17 protein-coding genes are annotated in these 13,965 nt (G+C 54.2%); 1 reads left to right on the forward strand and 16 read right to left on the reverse strand.

What is annotated here, in order from left to right; translation table 11 throughout:
- Positions 1-67: 67 nt before the first annotated feature.
- The 15 genes from AAGW23_RS10730 to AAGW23_RS10795 all read right to left on the reverse strand — a co-directional run bounded on the left by AAGW23_RS10730 (position 68) and on the right by AAGW23_RS10795 (position 12,388).
- Positions 68-736 (reverse strand): DUF6088 family protein, encoded by a 669-nt coding sequence (locus AAGW23_RS10730; protein ID WP_342406465.1) that lies wholly within the window; start codon positions 734-736, stop codon positions 68-70.
- Between the two features lie 108 nt (positions 737-844).
- Positions 845-1,318 (reverse strand): antitoxin Xre/MbcA/ParS toxin-binding domain-containing protein, encoded by a 474-nt coding sequence (locus AAGW23_RS10735; protein ID WP_158188536.1) that lies wholly within the window; start codon positions 1,316-1,318, stop codon positions 845-847.
- Between the two features lie 633 nt (positions 1,319-1,951).
- Positions 1,952-2,158, reverse strand: coding sequence for a hypothetical protein (locus AAGW23_RS10740; RefSeq protein WP_342406466.1), 207 nt, complete (start codon positions 2,156-2,158; stop codon positions 1,952-1,954).
- Positions 2,159-2,497: 339 nt separating this feature from the next.
- Complete coding sequence (locus AAGW23_RS10745; RefSeq protein ID WP_076612044.1) at positions 2,498-3,526, reverse strand: IS30-like element ISPsp7 family transposase; 1,029 nt, start codon at positions 3,524-3,526, stop codon at positions 2,498-2,500.
- A gap of 78 nt (positions 3,527-3,604) precedes the next feature.
- On the reverse strand, positions 3,605-4,897 hold the full coding sequence (locus AAGW23_RS10750; protein ID WP_342406467.1) for a site-specific integrase: 1,293 nt from the start codon (positions 4,895-4,897) through the stop codon (positions 3,605-3,607).
- Positions 4,898-5,021: 124 nt separating this feature from the next.
- On the reverse strand, positions 5,022-6,203 hold the full coding sequence (locus AAGW23_RS10755) for an integrase (protein WP_233270162.1): 1,182 nt from the start codon (positions 6,201-6,203) through the stop codon (positions 5,022-5,024).
- Between the two features lie 304 nt (positions 6,204-6,507).
- A complete protein-coding gene (locus AAGW23_RS10760; RefSeq protein ID WP_342406468.1) occupies positions 6,508-7,767 on the reverse strand; it encodes a zonular occludens toxin domain-containing protein in 1,260 nt (419 codons plus the stop codon).
- Positions 7,768-7,769: 2 nt separating this feature from the next.
- Entirely contained in the window at positions 7,770-8,132 is a 363-nt protein-coding gene (locus AAGW23_RS10765; protein ID WP_342406469.1) for a DUF2523 family protein, read from the reverse strand.
- A 3-nt stretch (positions 8,133-8,135) separates the two neighbouring features.
- Positions 8,136-9,398 (reverse strand): hypothetical protein, encoded by a 1,263-nt coding sequence (locus AAGW23_RS10770; protein ID WP_342406470.1) that lies wholly within the window; start codon positions 9,396-9,398, stop codon positions 8,136-8,138.
- 261 nt (positions 9,399-9,659) lie between these two features.
- On the reverse strand, positions 9,660-9,896 hold the full coding sequence (locus AAGW23_RS10775) for a hypothetical protein (RefSeq protein WP_342406471.1): 237 nt from the start codon (positions 9,894-9,896) through the stop codon (positions 9,660-9,662).
- A 261-nt stretch (positions 9,897-10,157) separates the two neighbouring features.
- Positions 10,158-10,472: a hypothetical protein gene (locus AAGW23_RS10780; protein ID WP_342406472.1), complete on the reverse strand. Its 315-nt coding sequence runs from the start codon at positions 10,470-10,472 to the stop codon at positions 10,158-10,160.
- A gap of 15 nt (positions 10,473-10,487) precedes the next feature.
- Positions 10,488-10,727, reverse strand: coding sequence for a hypothetical protein (locus AAGW23_RS10785; RefSeq protein WP_342406473.1), 240 nt, complete (start codon positions 10,725-10,727; stop codon positions 10,488-10,490).
- Between the two features lie 154 nt (positions 10,728-10,881).
- Positions 10,882-11,079, reverse strand: coding sequence for a hypothetical protein (locus tag AAGW23_RS10790; RefSeq protein WP_342406474.1), 198 nt, complete (start codon positions 11,077-11,079; stop codon positions 10,882-10,884).
- Positions 11,076-11,261, reverse strand: a complete 186-nt coding sequence (locus tag AAGW23_RS22035) for a ribosome modulation factor (protein WP_425540824.1) — start codon at positions 11,259-11,261, stop codon at positions 11,076-11,078. Before AAGW23_RS22035 ends, AAGW23_RS10790 begins: the two co-directional genes overlap by 4 nt.
- On the reverse strand, positions 11,258-12,388 hold the full coding sequence (locus AAGW23_RS10795; RefSeq protein WP_342406475.1) for a phage/plasmid replication domain-containing protein: 1,131 nt from the start codon (positions 12,386-12,388) through the stop codon (positions 11,258-11,260). The genes AAGW23_RS22035 and AAGW23_RS10795 overlap by 4 nt, the downstream gene beginning before the upstream one ends.
- Positions 12,389-12,519: 131 nt before the next feature.
- On the opposite strand from AAGW23_RS10795, the gene AAGW23_RS10800 reads away from it, so the two are divergent.
- Positions 12,520-12,891, forward strand: a complete 372-nt coding sequence (locus AAGW23_RS10800) for a helix-turn-helix transcriptional regulator (RefSeq protein WP_342406477.1) — start codon at positions 12,520-12,522, stop codon at positions 12,889-12,891.
- Positions 12,892-13,404: 513 nt separating this feature from the next.
- Here AAGW23_RS10800 and AAGW23_RS10805 read toward each other — a convergent pair.
- Complete coding sequence (locus tag AAGW23_RS10805; RefSeq protein WP_342406478.1) at positions 13,405-13,662, reverse strand: hypothetical protein; 258 nt, start codon at positions 13,660-13,662, stop codon at positions 13,405-13,407.
- Positions 13,663-13,965 lie beyond the last annotated feature (303 nt).

Consider the following 13,965-nt stretch of genomic DNA (forward strand, 5'->3'; position numbering starts at 1 on the left):
CGGGCCGCTGATGAATGCTGCATTGGCCGATTTACGCCCTGCGCGGCCAGGTGCTTTCAGCTATAGATCAATGAGTATTGCGAGGCGGCAAGAGTTTGCATCTGGTGTTTAGCGCACTCGGATCGTTCGAAGCAGGGCCTAAAGCCGCTTCATTCACAAGAAGCAATGCCGATCGCATCCATACTGGCATTTTACAACCTTTTAGCTTACGCAACTCTTCGCTACTCATGGCTTTTGTGATCCTGGAAATGACCTGCGCGGACAACCCCTGTTTTCCGAGGTAATAGAGCGCGGTGAGCACCGTTCCTATCTTCGTTCCGGCGTACTGCATGCGCGCATTAGAGACATGCCTGAGGCGAACCACCGCATTGCCAGCTTTGATCACGCGGGTAGTACCGCTGGTGTAGTAGGTCGGCACAACCTGCATCTGCGTACTGAGGCCCAACCTCCTAACAGCCTCCGCCCCGTGTATTTGGATCGTCTCGCCGTTCGCCTTAGCAAGAACCATCATAATGTCTATCGGACTTGGGCGTACCCTGCAGCCGGTGTATATGCTCATCTTTGGGCGCATATAGACGCCGCGAGCGACACGCTCCAGAAGGCCTGATTTCACTAAGTTTGAAAGTGTCTTATCAACCGCAGCTCTTGAACCTACCTGCGCGAAAACGTTGCGTGAAAAAGGCCTCCCTTTTCGCATGTGCTTGACTCGGCTCCAGACAGCTTTCGCGACAGACATGAGTACCTTTGAATGGTTTACGTCAGATAGGAAGGTGGAGCAATCCTTCAGCCGCGAGCTAAGGACTGTTACTTGCAGTTCGTGCTTGGGCCCGATCGCGCAGCTGGCTCACTGATAAACCCCGTACTCAATGCGCTCTAGGCAGTCGTTTACTACCTGAAACCCCACAGGATTGCTGACAACGTCTAGAGGTATTTCGCCTTCCAGATATCTGCAGGGCCGACCCAGCCATTCTTCGGCTAGCATTTGAGTACCGAACACTTTGGTAGCGCGCTCCAGGAGCGTAGCAAATTGAAAGGCCACAGCGCTCTGCACAGAGCTGAGGCGCACGGTTTGATTTCCCTTGCTCTGTCGTTGAATCGTCCTAGCGGATTTGCCCACGATGCGGGTAAGGACCTTCTCCGCCGAGTAGAGATCGGAAATCGAAAGCATGTCTTGCACATCTTTCATCTCGAACCCCTCGGCAGTCAGTTTGTAAACCATAGTTGGACTGAGCAGTCCAGGGTCACTACGGAGGAGGTACTCCGTAGGCTTGCGGGCGGCGAGTGCCGTTTTATCGGCACGCCTGGCGGCGTTAACCATAAAGAGCTCCTCCATATGCGACCGACAAACCTTTGGCTCCGCTTGATCCACACTGCGCTTAGCATCAAAAGCTGCATGGGTATGTAGTATTGCTCTGCTCAAAGCCAGTGTCGATCACGGTGTCCATCTGACGCATCCGCTTAGCGTGCTTTGAAAACGTTGTATGTCCAGTTTCCGGTTTTATATTTTTTAAAGGTTATTGATCGCAACGTTAGCGGCTGGCTCATCGCCCATTACTATCCTTCGGAGGCGGAGCGGTCATTGCTAAGCTGGTGGCATGCGCCGCGGGACTTTGCTGGTAGTGGCTCGCCGCTGCCTCCCCCCTGCGCACATCTATTCCGACTGTTTCTGGGGAATCGCGATGACACAGCGTGTGAATATCGAGGACTAGGACGACGACTGCGCTATGAGATTGACCGACGAAATTCTGCTAATGATGGATGCCGACGGGGGGGGGCTTTACCTGCTTGAGGAATATGTAGGCACGACCCGCTGCCTAGTGCTTAGCAAGACTAAACACATTCCCGATCGAATCGATGACCTGGTCCGTCGCTGGGGTTCGTTCGGTAAGATAGCAGCAGATTTAAACGGGAAGGACGAATGAGCGCCTTGAGCTGATGAGACGGCCGAAGGTTACGTGCTGCCATTGCCCTTCGAGCCTATCTTGTCGGTATGCGTAATTGACCCACCTGCTAGGGCAGAGCTCTCTATCTTATTAAAGGCTTCGATTGCCTCCGCGTTGAAAAAGCTGTGGTAGCGCGGTGATCGCTGCAGCCGACGAATTTTGTCTATGGCATCCGAGCGGATTTTTGATAATGAATTTCCATCGTCATTTGACATGCATGAGCCCCTACTATCAATCAATTGTCTCGGAAGCTAGAGCTTCAGACGGCCCGCAGAAATTAACAAGCCTACACTCTGGATGATGTGTCTTCTACCGTCCAGTGAAGCGGATCTGAAGCTACCGAAACGGCGACACGCTGGATTGCGTAGTATTCTCTTACTTCCATAGAACCGTGAGTGTAGCCCGTGAATTAGCTGGCAGCGCGTTCCCTCGAGAAGTGACTGGTAGGATTTCCCCGGAGGTTAGAGGGCTTAGCCGCTCAGCCTGATTGGACTGTCCTGGCTGTTGAGAGCGGGCTCGAGCAGCGGCGGTTGCAGGAGCTGAGCGCAACACGGTTATTGAATTGAAGCCGGAGCATCATGCCGCATCGCCATGGCATTTTGCATGACCTCTCCCATCACCTCGATGGGGCATTTGAAGTCGAAGCGCTTGCGCGGTCGCATGTTCAGTTGCAGCGCAATGGCGTCCAGCTCCTCTTGGCTATGTACCGACAGGTCTGTGCCCTTGGGCAAGTACTGGCGAATCAGGCCGTTGATGTTTTCGTTGCTGCCGCGCTGCCAGGGGCTGTGCGGGTCGCAGAAGTAGATCGCCACGCCGGTTCTTTGGGTGATCTCGGCGTGTCGCGCCATCTCCCGGCCCTGGTCGTAAGTCATGCTCTTGCGCATCTCCAGCGGCATGCCATTGAGCGCGGCGCTGAAGCCTTCCAGCGCCGAAGTCGCCGTCGCGTCGTTCATCTTCACCAGCATCAGGTAGCCACTGGTGCGTTCCACCAGCGTACCGACGGACGAGGCGTTGGCCTTGCCCTTGATAAGGTCGCCTTCCCAATGCCCCGGCATCAGCCTGTCTTCAATCTCCGGCGGGCGCACATGAATACTGACCATCTCAGGGATCTGGCCGCGCCGATCCACGCCGCCAGAGCGCGGCCGGCGCGTCGTCTTGCCTTGGCGCAGACAGATGATCAGCTCCTTACGCAGCTCACCCACTGGCAGGGCATAGATCGCGTTGTAGATCGTCTCGCGACAGACGTAGGCATCTCGCAGGTTGGGTATGTTCATGCTGCGCAGCTTGCCGGCAATCTGCTCGGGAGACAAACGCTCACGCAGCATATGGGTCACCAGTTCGAAGCGCTCGCTACCCGGCAACAGTTTTCGCATCGGTCGACAAACCTGGCGGCGGGTCTGCATTTGCTGCTGGGCCAGACGGGCCGAGTAGCCACCGCAAGCACCTCGGTTACGGCGCAGCTCACGGCTGATGGTCGAAGGGGATCGGTTGATCAAGCAGGCAATCCTGCGCAGGCTGAAGCCTTGGGTACGACCGATTTGAATGGTGGCGCGCTCTTCAACGCTGAGTTCGGTATAAGACATAGGGGCAGCACCGTACCGGAAAGGTCAGGTGTTGCACTCAGTTTTTGCCGCCGCCAGCGATAACCTACTTTTTTGGGGCTACTGTTTTACTTTTAGCCCCTTTACGGAGTGAGCGCGCTGCTCATCTAGCGAGTTGTAATAGGTATTCTGGGTGGTACTCATACTGTTGTGACGAAGGTCGGCCTGGAGATCCTTCATGTCACGGTGCGGTGCATCGAAAGTGGCGGATGTATGGCGCAACCAATGCAACGACGCCGAGCGCAGCTGATCAATCTCGTCATCGCTCCAGCCTTCCTCAGACATGCGCGCCAACGAACGATCAAACAGTTCCTGTAGCAACAATCGAATGTGGCGGTCAGAAAGCCCAGCTCGACCTTTTAGTGAGCCAATTAGCGGAGTGCTCTCATGAGCGGAGGGCAGGGGAGGAAGCCCGAGGTGTACACGGTAGCGCACCAGGTAGGCGTGGATGTAATCATCCCGGACGCTGATTTTCGCAGCTTTGTTGCCTTTGCCCACCACATGAAACCACCAGTTACCCATGCTGTCGCGACGAATATCGCCCATCGTTGGCGTCCAGTTATCGCGTCCGACTAGATCGGAGACCCGCAGGTACATAGAAAACAAGGTGGCAACAATAAACAACGTTCGCTCATACAGTGCATCCTCCGCAGCCATTAGCTCAGCGGTTTCGATCACGTAGCTCCATTGCAGCTGGGTCAACGAGCGAGAAGCGACATCCACCGTATTGCGTTGCTTGTAGATCCACTTTTGCTTCACTGCGCGAAACGGGTTGACCTCAGTCAGCCCCTCATCGATGGCGTGTTGGAAAAAACTGCCACACACAGCAAACACCTGACCGACGGAACCCTGGGACATCCGATAGACCCGGGAGGGAAGGGGCCCCGCGGATTCCGCCGCGATTTTGCGCTCCCGCTTAGCGACTGTATAGGTGAACGGACGCCAGTCTTGGTTGATCATAAGACTGTCCGTTTCCAGCGGCTTCCTGCCGCCAATACGTAAAAACCTCGATTTAACTACCGGTCCCACCCAGTCGGCAGGTGGGTTTAGACAGAAGTCCATGAAGGCCTCGGCATCGCGGCGCCTCAAAGCCAGAAGAGGCTTACCGGCCAACAAAAGTGACCACAATAGGAGCCGCTCGGCGTGCGTTCGATAGGAGTTGAACGTGGCTTCGTTGCCTACGTAGGACTTCAGAAAGCCTCTGACTGCCATATATCCCTCAGTGGCCTGAAGCTCCCCAGGAAAGTCCAAAAGGAAGTCGCACACCAGAGGCAGCTCGCCATGCAGGTGTAGAAAGTTGAGTCCGTGGAAGCGCTCAAAGGTCTCGAAAAGTGGCTGTGGGCGCTGCGACATCCTGTGTTAATGATCCGGACGGAGTTAACTGGAGTTGTATAGACTGACTCTTTCAGCGTATCTGTGCAATATCCGGGTCTGGTGATTATCGGATATTGCTGTGTGGAACGACGGTCCGTCACGGTTAATCCTGATAATACCTACCATAGGTATATGCGAGACTCGTAATACGTAGATCTTGTTTCAGTTCGGCGGGCAGGCGGGTTTGAGCGCTACTCCTTGCGCCACTGTCCCTCAGTAGCCTCGGGTTTGACGCAAGTAAAATGTCCCAATGACCGCCGTTTTCTTCCTCTAAAGTAATATCCGCATGCACCTGTCTGAGCGCTGCACGAACGACCTCTCGAATTTGGCGAACGCTAAGCCCCGGACGCCCGTGGCTAGTCTCTAGAAGCGGAACTCCGTCATCTTGTTCCGGCAGCGGTGATAGTCCTCTGCTTTTCCGGTATCGTTTCAAGTAGGGTAAAAATTTAGGGTTGACTGCGATCCTTTGCGGCTGGGTGCCTGGGATATCTAGGACCAACCACCAACTGCCGTCCTCAAACGAGAAACAATCCATACTTGGCCAGTACTCACCACTCGCTGCAAGATCAGTCGCGCGTAGGCACAAAAATACAGTCGCAGCTACAATGAAAAGAGCGCGCTCTCCCGCAGGGTCGCCTGTTGCACGAATCTCTAGAATTTGCATGACACGAAAGAGTTGGCCTGAAGTTAGGAAGCGTCGGGCGGGGTGATCTGCTTTGTCTGCACTCCCACTCTGCAATCTAGACGCGACGACTGGATTGACTGCGGCTGCATCCTCTGCATGTAGGAAATTGTAGAAGGAACTGCAGATGCTCTGTATCTGTCTCAATGTACCAGTGAATGGTCTGTAAGATTTTGACTCCGGTTGACTGCGGATGTTGAAAGGTCGCCAGCCTTCGTTGAACGTCCAATTACCGTCGCTTTGAGTGAATCGCGCCGAAGGTGCTACACCGACCCAAGGCCGAGGTGGCCTTTTGCAGAAACCAACGAATTGTTCAAATTCATTTCGATTTAATGTCAAAGCCGATTTACCAGCGAAGATCCAGCTCCATAGAAGCAGACGCTCCACAAAAGTACGGTAAATACCGTAGGTTCCGGCTGCACGATTATGGAGGGCTAGAAAACGAAGCCCCCATTCAAAATCCTTCTCAACGTCAAACTCGGCCAAAAAACTCCTGAGATAGGCTGCGACGCAGGGGTAGCAAGCATAGTACTGCTTAAGGTCCAAAAGCATAGACTCGGGACCGGCAAAGAGCGGATGCGGGTCTCTGGTGTATGCTGGCATCGGAGGCTCCATCTACAGGTGGTAGCGTTCAAAGCTGCTTTCCGTAACCGTAGCAGAGACTTTTAGTCTTGTTTTTATTTTTTTTGAACCGTTCAAAAAGCTTCTGGAGTCTGCTTTTTCGGCTGGATATCGGCGGGCAGTAATGGGCTTCCAGAACAAGACAGCCCATACCTCTCTGATTTTGCAGTATTTTTTTTGATCAGGTTTTATCTCTTTTACTGTCAGGAGCCACAGTCCTTGCCCTTGAGAACGCCTGAAACGAATACGCTATTTAACATAATATACATTATGCGAAGCGCCTTATTCATCGCCAAGGGCGTGAAGCGTATTCAGAGTCGGCTATCACTGTCACCTGTGATTCAAGGGGCGCCCTGACGGCGGCAGAGCCTTGTCGCTCTGCACCGAGCCGCTTCGCGGCTCCGCCGCCGTCAGGTAGTGCGCCCGAGCAGACAACGGTTCTGGTTGTGCCCTGGTAGGTCAAGTCGGCAGCACATAGGCCACGTGAGGCGATGGTATAGCCAGCAATGGCCATGTCGCGGGAGTTCTGGCTGAAAGCCTTGTCGTTGGCGGTCACGTCGAAAAGATAGGTGATGCCTTTGGTGTCGCTGCGCATGGCTGCGCGAATGCTGATCTGATGGCTTGCGTAGGGGTCGGAACCTACAGGATCGCTCTGCACGCTTTGAGGCTGAGCGTCGCGAATAACAGGAATAGGGCTACTTTGAAGAACACCGGAAACAGGTGGCGCATCAGAGGCCACAGGAGCTTCTGAGCCAGCCAGCGGAAGATGGAACATAGAGCTGCCGTTACGGTAGTACAGCACGACGAAAACAGCAGCCACGAGTCCGAGTAAACCCATGACCTTGGGAGACATGAGCGCATTTTTGCCCGCCATAGTGTCGCGGTGCTGACCGGTTGCTGTTGAGTCATAGAGTTTGAACACCCTTTTGTCGATCTTACGAAGTTGAACGATGGTGGAGCCGTCAGCGGGTGCCTTGTTCTCCTGGGCGGAGTGCATGGCTTCCTTGTAATCCTTCTGGACCAGGAACTTGAGAGCCTTTCCGAGAAGAGCAAGGTTGCTGTGCTGGTAAGCCATTTCAGAGGTATTGCGGATCTCGTCGTGGATGTACTTGATGTTCGGAGTGGTCAAGATGACGTCCCAGTTCCAATGCCGGTGACGAGTCCAGGCATCGAGAAAGTTCATAGGGCGATCAGCTTCTTTGGCGGCATCCATCCCACCAGGGAAATCAAAACGTTCGAGAAACTTGTCGTTCCACTTTTTAGGGAAAAGGGTCTGCGCTTCGTCGAAGATCAAGAAAGCGTTTCGGGGCGCCCATTGGAACCAAGTACGTATGCGTTCCATGCCTTCCATTGTCTGGTGGTCGATGTATTCGAGTTCAAAGCTATCGGGCAGATCGGGGAACATTGCACGAAAACGGTCTTCGGAAAGGCCGCGGACGTTGGTGATGATGGTCCTGCCCTCCTTTGCCGCTGGTACGGCATCGTCCCAAACAGCGCCGGAGGTTTTGTAGGAGCCGTTCGGGCCGTGGTGAATTTTGATAGCCATGGTTATCGACCTACGAAGGGAACGAACTTGAGCGCCCAGCGAGTGGGGATCGCTGAGAAGATAAGAGAGAGGCCCTGGGGGACATTAAAGAAGGACAGTGTTCCTCGAATGTCGGAGGGGATCATGGAGTAAGCGGACTGAACCTGCTGGGTGACTCCGACATCTGCGACTATCTCCTGAACTACGGTGTAGGCAATTTCCAAGGCGAACAGCGCGCTTTGGAAATAGGAATAGATGATTGCTTTAGTGATAACGACCAGTGCCTCTTTAAAGAAAGCGTAGATGCCGGTGGTCATGAACTCCCATATATCGCCAAAGAAGTTCTGAACGTTATTGAAGAAGTCAGCAATAAATCCGAGGTCCATAAATCACCTGAATACGATGAAGAGGGAAACGAGCGCGCAAACGAACAACACGGCAAGCGCGATGTAGTTGAGCTGATTGCGGTAGTCGTCGAGGCAGAAATCGATTGTCTGGCCGAGAATTTCAACGGAACCGTCGCAGTAAAGATCGCCGCCACCGGAGCCGAGAGAAAGGTCACCGGCAAGGCCGAAAAGATCGCCGATTTCCTGGGCCTTGGTGCCTAGTTCAGTTTTGAGCGCTTCGATCTTGGTATCAAAATCGGCCGAGGTGTCATCGAAGTTGCCCTTTTCGCCGGGTTTGGGGAATTCGTTAACGTCAGGGGAACCTCCCTCCTCCTCTTCGCCCTCGTCACCGTCTGGAACGCCGTTACCGTCAGCATCGCCCTTGCCACAGTTGTCGCCAGTGCAAGAGCCAGATTCACCGCCTGAGGAGCCGTCAGCGTTGGTGACGTTGGTGTTCTTGTTGGTGGTGTTGGTCGTGCTGCAAGCGCCGACGCCGGAACAGGTTGTGGTTGTGGTGGTCGTTGTGGTGTCGGTGACCTTGGATCCGTCGATTTTGACGTCCTCGGTTACTTCCTTCTTGGCATCTTTCTGAGTGTATTTAGGGTCGTTGCCGGAGGCTTTCTTGCGGCAGTCGTAAACGCCGTTTATCTCGCCGCAGTTCATAGAACCGGGGTCTTGATACTTGGTGGTATCGGTACAGGTGTAATGTACGCGCCCTTCGCCGTCTGTGACTTTGTTAGTGCATTCTTTCTTGGTTTCGGTAACTGGCTTTGGGGTTGCTGGTGGTGTAGTCGCTTCGGGGCTTTCAGATGAAGCTACGCAAGTTGTTCCAACGCCGCGATAGCTGTAGCTACAAAAAATGCCGGAAGGAGCGGCTGTGCGATAGGTGTAGCAACCGTCGCTTGCCGGGATGTCATAGAGGCATGAACCTTGACAGAGGCTTGATGGTTGGCCTTTGCGATTTACGATAGTCCCGTCTTTGTTTAAATCACCTTCTTTGTGCCAGTGATTTATGAGCGTTCCGGTAGTTGACTTACAGGGGTCTTCCTGTGGCTTCTCACAAACACCAGTAGATGGGTTATAGGTCCCGGTGCATGTATCACCTGAGCGTGTTGCGTTGCCGTTACCAGTGTCGGGGTTAATTACGAAACCGTCAGAGGTTCTAACTATCTGATATCGGCAGTTGAATTGAACTTCGGAAATCTTATTGGATTTAAGATATTTATATGTTGCGTTTGAACTGTAGGGGGAACCGTCTTTAGACATACAAGCCGCCTCAGGGCTTGAGTACTGTGGTCCACCGGACACAAGCCACCAGTAATATTCTTGAGCGGATGCAAGCGGAGAGAAAAGCAGTAAAACTATTAATAAGTTGCGTAGTTGCATTTTAGACTCGCATAAAAAAGGGGCCAATCGGCCCCTTAGTTCCTCGGCGCCGTGGTCGGCGTTACAGGTATTCACCCGTTCGTATACCTGCGATGAAGGCCGAAGCCATCAACACACCGAACAAGGCGCTAAGGAGGTACATCACACCTTGCGGACCAAGCTGATGATTACGCCGACAACTGCCAGGGCAGCGACAACGCCAACAACGAGACCACCAGTGGACTCGCCATCAGCCTGGGCGGTGGCGATGTGAGGTGCAGCAGCCTCAGCAACAGCGCCTGCGTGAGCGGATGCAGCGGCAACCATAGAGGCAGCACCTACGCCAAGAGTCTTGACGAAAGAAGGAACAGCGCGGAACTTCTGGATAGCATTTTTCATGGTTTTATACCCTTCGCACTTTGCGAACTTGAGAGATAACGAGTCCGATACCGAACCCGACAATGAACAACACGATGGTCGCCGAGAAGAACTGTAAGAACGTCTCACCATCAAAGCCGCCGGTTAACACTAATTCCAACTGCGCGGCCATCTCAGGGGGAATTACATACAACTCAGTCCATTGTTCTTGGGAACAAGTAATAGAACCGTCACCGAGGGTCTGGAACTGTTCACAAGTGCGAACGAACTTAGTCGCCATGTTTAGTTAGCGCCGGACGCTTGAGCGAGTTTCGGAGCTACTGGTTTAACGCCACAAATGCGGTTGCGCTGCATGTTGCGGGGGTCCGGCTCGAAGTCGAAATTGACTGCGGTCAGAGGCTTGATGTCGCGGAATTCGTCCATAGCTTCGGGGGCGATGGGGAGGTTCTGAGGCTCAAGGCCGAACGACTTTTTACGGTCCGGGCGAGTGCTTTGGCTGGCGTCCTGAGCGAAGTGAACAACGGAGATATCGTAGGCGTTGCCTGTTTTCTTCGAGGTTCCGGCATCACGGGTGCAGCCGAGGTAGACGTATGGCATGGGGTGTTTCTCCGATTAGAAGCCGAAAAGATCGGCCACACAGGGGGTGCCTTTGGCCTGGTACACGACGGTCCATTGGCTTTTGGGCTTGGGCGGTGTGCCCTGCTCTTTCAGCCGGTCAACGGCTGCGAGTGTTTCCTCCACCTGATCGAGCAGATGGGTGTTCAGGAAAGCGGCGCGGGTCTGCTGCTGGAAGGCAAGCTGCTGGCGTTGGCGCTGAGAAAGCTGGGTGCCCTGAAAGCTCACTGTGCGCATAGTTGAACCGCCGCTGTGACGAACGACTGGGTAAGCAAATCGAGCATGTTGTCTTCGCCGTAAGTAATAAGGGCGAGAGCTACGGCGATGCCCATAAAAAACGGGACAGCCCAGTTAAAAGCGATGAATCGAAGGGTCCGGAAGTAGATGCGAATCACCAGTCACCTCTGATCGAGTGAACAACGGTGTCGTCGACGACGATTACAGAGGCGTCCCAGCAGTCCGGGCAAACGGCAAAAGCCGGGGCCATGGTCTGGTCAACGAGCAGATCAACCGACTGGGCGGGCTGGTTGAAAAGCTGGCCGATATGGGCATCGCAGAGGTCGCAGAAAACGCGGTCGTGACGGGTCATTTGCAGCCGCCTATCAAATCAAAAAAATGACGGTTGCGGGCACGGTCGAAACCGAGAATCCAAGCACCACGAAGGTGCGGAAGCGCATGGGGACAAGAGGAACGCGAGCGGCCATCGTGATAAGCCTGCGACCCTTCCTGAGCAGCCTTGCGAGAGCGAGCCAGATCGAGAGGATGCGTCATGCAACGGCCCTCAGATGGTTAGCGCGCTGATACCAAGCTGGTGGAATCAGGTTCTTGACCGGGGTGACTTCGCGAGCTTCGCGGACGAACACCAGGGAATTTCGCGTGATGTCGTGAGGGGTGCGAATGTCGATACCTATGCGGTTAAGACGGGCTGCGTGAGTCTTCACCTGGGACTTGGTGAAGTCGAAATTCTGGCCATGCGCCCACTGAATCGCATAAAGAGCGGTGGTATTGGCAGCACGAGTGGTTTCAACAACCTTTTCGAGTAGGAGTTGCTCAGAAACGCTAGCTATGTCCATAGCGGTCACCTTGAGTCGAGAGTCGAGGGCCAGAAATTCGCCGTGAATACGTTGGAAACGGCTTTCGTCGATGAGGCCCCAATAACGGAGGTTTTCGCGGGCGAGGTACTCGGATTTGAGTTCCTGCTCGAAACGGATAACGCCTTCTCGTTGGCAGTAGTCCAAGAGCTGATTGGCGTAAGCCAGCTCTGGTGATTCGTCACCAAACTGGCGACGCATTGCGGGAATGAGCTTTTGAGCGATTTCAAAAGCCTTGTCATAAGCCTTGCGGTACTGGAGGCGAGCGCCTTTACCGTTAGCCTCGGTGGTCCAGGTGCAGCCGCGACCGTTGGGGTAGAGATAGCCAGGATTGCGACCGCAGCGAACACCGGAAACAGCGCGGAGGTAGTCAAGCTGGTTGCCCTTCCCTACGCCGACATTGGTGGTGAGGTGAATCATGGTGATAACGGCGCCGTCAGTGATCCAGTCACCGAGCTTTGCGCCAGAACAGCCGTCACGAAGGCTACGAGTGGTGCAGCGTGTGAAATGGGGCAACCCATAAAGATCGAGGACCCGGTTATAGACGGTGATGCACTGCTCGATGGTGGTGTGACCGAAAAGGTTATCGGTACGACCTACCCGAGAAGGGTTGCCTTCGATGGTGACTTTGCGGCCCTGGACGCTGAGATTAAGGCCGGTGCTATAGCTGGCCTCATGCTGGAAACGCGGCTGACTGGTGGATAAGACTTCGCCGGTATGAGCGTCGATTGTCTGGCGGAATACGTCACAAACGACCGGGAGGTCATGCGCGAATTCTTGCGTAACACTGAGCCAATCGATGAACATCCTTGAACCCTGTCAAGCCCCTAAAACATGGTGGAAAGGCTACGATATTTGGTGACAGGAGCACAAGCATAATTTCGTGGGTAGTACACTCTTTTATCGGGGCTGTTTAGACATACAGGAGATAGGCTCAGATGCAGAATTTCGACACCGCAGGACTACCCATGAGCATCGGCGAGAACATAAGGCAAAAACGAGAGGAGCAAGGCCTCTCTCAGAAGCGGCTGGCCGAAGCTATCGAGTCAGGCGAAAACACGGTTGTCGGATGGGAGAAGGACAAGAACGCTCCACCAGGGGACAAGGTGGTAGCAATGGCAAAGCTGTTCGGATGCTCAACAGACGAAATTCTAATGGAGCGACACGAACGCGACATATCGCCGGAAATGCGTGCTTTATTCAGGCGTTTCGGTGATTTACCAGAAGATATGAAGCCAATGGCGCGGAGCATGATTAGCGCACTGCTGTCCAGCCTGGAAGAAGAAGCGTCGCGGAAGAGAGTCGCTTAGTACGGGAATCCATACCGAAGTGGGGGTGTAACAGCACCCCCACCCCGCCGACGCTGAAAAGCGCCGCTGAAACCGAGCAACTGCCGTGACCTAACCAGATGCGTTGCTGGGCGTCCTGGGAGACTGCACAGCAGGCGCTGTCGAGGTAGCTAGGATTGGTAAATCAGGGCGCGGATTGAGTTTTGAGGGGGACAACAGGACGGGGACGCGAAAAGCCTCCAGAGGGCCGCTAAGGCCGCTGGGGGCTTTTTTGTGGGCCGATGGTTGCGGCCGCTGCGCGGGTGTCGTCGCAGATGCTCAGGAGCACGTAAGGAGGGCGTGCCGGCGACTAATATGCCGCGAGCGGCATGTCGAGGTTACTTGAAGGGAATCCAACGGTCTGGAGCGGTTTTGCCGAAGAGCCCATATAGGCGAGATTTCCACCGGCGAGGAGGAAGCCAATAGCCCGTATAACCCTTCTCGATCATTAATTGCTGATGGGTTTTGTATTCAAAATTCGGGTTAACGCGCCATTTAAGCATCGATCAAGTCTCCCTGCGCTACGTGGTCAAGCAATGCCCTTGCGGAATCGGCGGCACGCTCGATGGTCTGTTTCTGGACCGCGATCAGCTGGCGGAGCTTGGCAATTTCATGATTCTGCTCGCGGACGATCTGAGCTAGATCAATGGCATCGAATGCGGCCATCTTAAACGCCTTGCTAGCGACATTCTGCCCGTACTGGGCACGCATGAGCATGGCTTGAGCTTCTTCTACTTCGAACTTGATTAGCATCGTTTTGGTACCTTTCCTTTTGACCAGGTTCGTTCCTCGATCGGGGAAATGGTACCAAATCATTCTGGACCCTCAAAGCGTTTTGGTACCGTTTTGCCGATAGCCGGCGCGAACCAGGTCGAAAAAATGGTACCAACTACGCCTCGCATAATCCGGGGTTGATGTTACGTCGACGCCGTGGCCTGCGGATATTCCCACGACGCCGACTCAACATAACCCCGAGCCCCATTATGCGAAGCGCCTTATTCATCGCCAAGGGCGTGAAGCGTATTCAGAGTCGGCTATCACTGTCACCTGTGATTC

The organism is Stutzerimonas chloritidismutans (genome assembly GCF_038562055.1).
Classification (GTDB): Bacteria; Pseudomonadota; Gammaproteobacteria; order Pseudomonadales; family Pseudomonadaceae; genus Stutzerimonas; species Stutzerimonas chloritidismutans_A.

Coding starts and splice junctions, on each gene's coding strand:
- AAGW23_RS10730 (WP_342406465.1), bottom strand. CDS start 736: ATGTCTGTCGCGAAAGCTGTCTGGAGCCGAGTCAAGCACATGCGAAAA.
- AAGW23_RS10735 (WP_158188536.1), bottom strand. CDS start 1,318: ATGGTTAACGCCGCCAGGCGTGCCGATAAAACGGCACTCGCCGCCCGC.
- AAGW23_RS10740 (WP_342406466.1), bottom strand. CDS start 2,158: ATGTCAAATGACGATGGAAATTCATTATCAAAAATCCGCTCGGATGCC.
- AAGW23_RS10745 (WP_076612044.1), bottom strand. CDS start 3,526: ATGTCTTATACCGAACTCAGCGTTGAAGAGCGCGCCACCATTCAAATC.
- AAGW23_RS10750 (WP_342406467.1), bottom strand. CDS start 4,897: ATGTCGCAGCGCCCACAGCCACTTTTCGAGACCTTTGAGCGCTTCCAC.
- AAGW23_RS10755 (WP_233270162.1), bottom strand. CDS start 6,203: ATGCCAGCATACACCAGAGACCCGCATCCGCTCTTTGCCGGTCCCGAG.
- AAGW23_RS10760 (WP_342406468.1), bottom strand. CDS start 7,767: ATGGCTATCAAAATTCACCACGGCCCGAACGGCTCCTACAAAACCTCC.
- AAGW23_RS10765 (WP_342406469.1), bottom strand. CDS start 8,132: ATGGACCTCGGATTTATTGCTGACTTCTTCAATAACGTTCAGAACTTC.
- AAGW23_RS10770 (WP_342406470.1), bottom strand. CDS start 9,398: ATGTCTAAAGACGGTTCCCCCTACAGTTCAAACGCAACATATAAATAT.
- AAGW23_RS10775 (WP_342406471.1), bottom strand. CDS start 9,896: ATGAAAAATGCTATCCAGAAGTTCCGCGCTGTTCCTTCTTTCGTCAAG.
- AAGW23_RS10780 (WP_342406472.1), bottom strand. CDS start 10,472: ATGCCATACGTCTACCTCGGCTGCACCCGTGATGCCGGAACCTCGAAG.
- AAGW23_RS10785 (WP_342406473.1), bottom strand. CDS start 10,727: ATGCGCACAGTGAGCTTTCAGGGCACCCAGCTTTCTCAGCGCCAACGC.
- AAGW23_RS10790 (WP_342406474.1), bottom strand. CDS start 11,079: ATGACCCGTCACGACCGCGTTTTCTGCGACCTCTGCGATGCCCATATC.
- AAGW23_RS22035 (WP_425540824.1), bottom strand. CDS start 11,261: ATGACGCATCCTCTCGATCTGGCTCGCTCTCGCAAGGCTGCTCAGGAA.
- AAGW23_RS10795 (WP_342406475.1), bottom strand. CDS start 12,388: ATGTTCATCGATTGGCTCAGTGTTACGCAAGAATTCGCGCATGACCTC.
- AAGW23_RS10800 (WP_342406477.1), top strand. CDS start 12,520: ATGCAGAATTTCGACACCGCAGGACTACCCATGAGCATCGGCGAGAAC.
- AAGW23_RS10805 (WP_342406478.1), bottom strand. CDS start 13,662: ATGCTAATCAAGTTCGAAGTAGAAGAAGCTCAAGCCATGCTCATGCGT.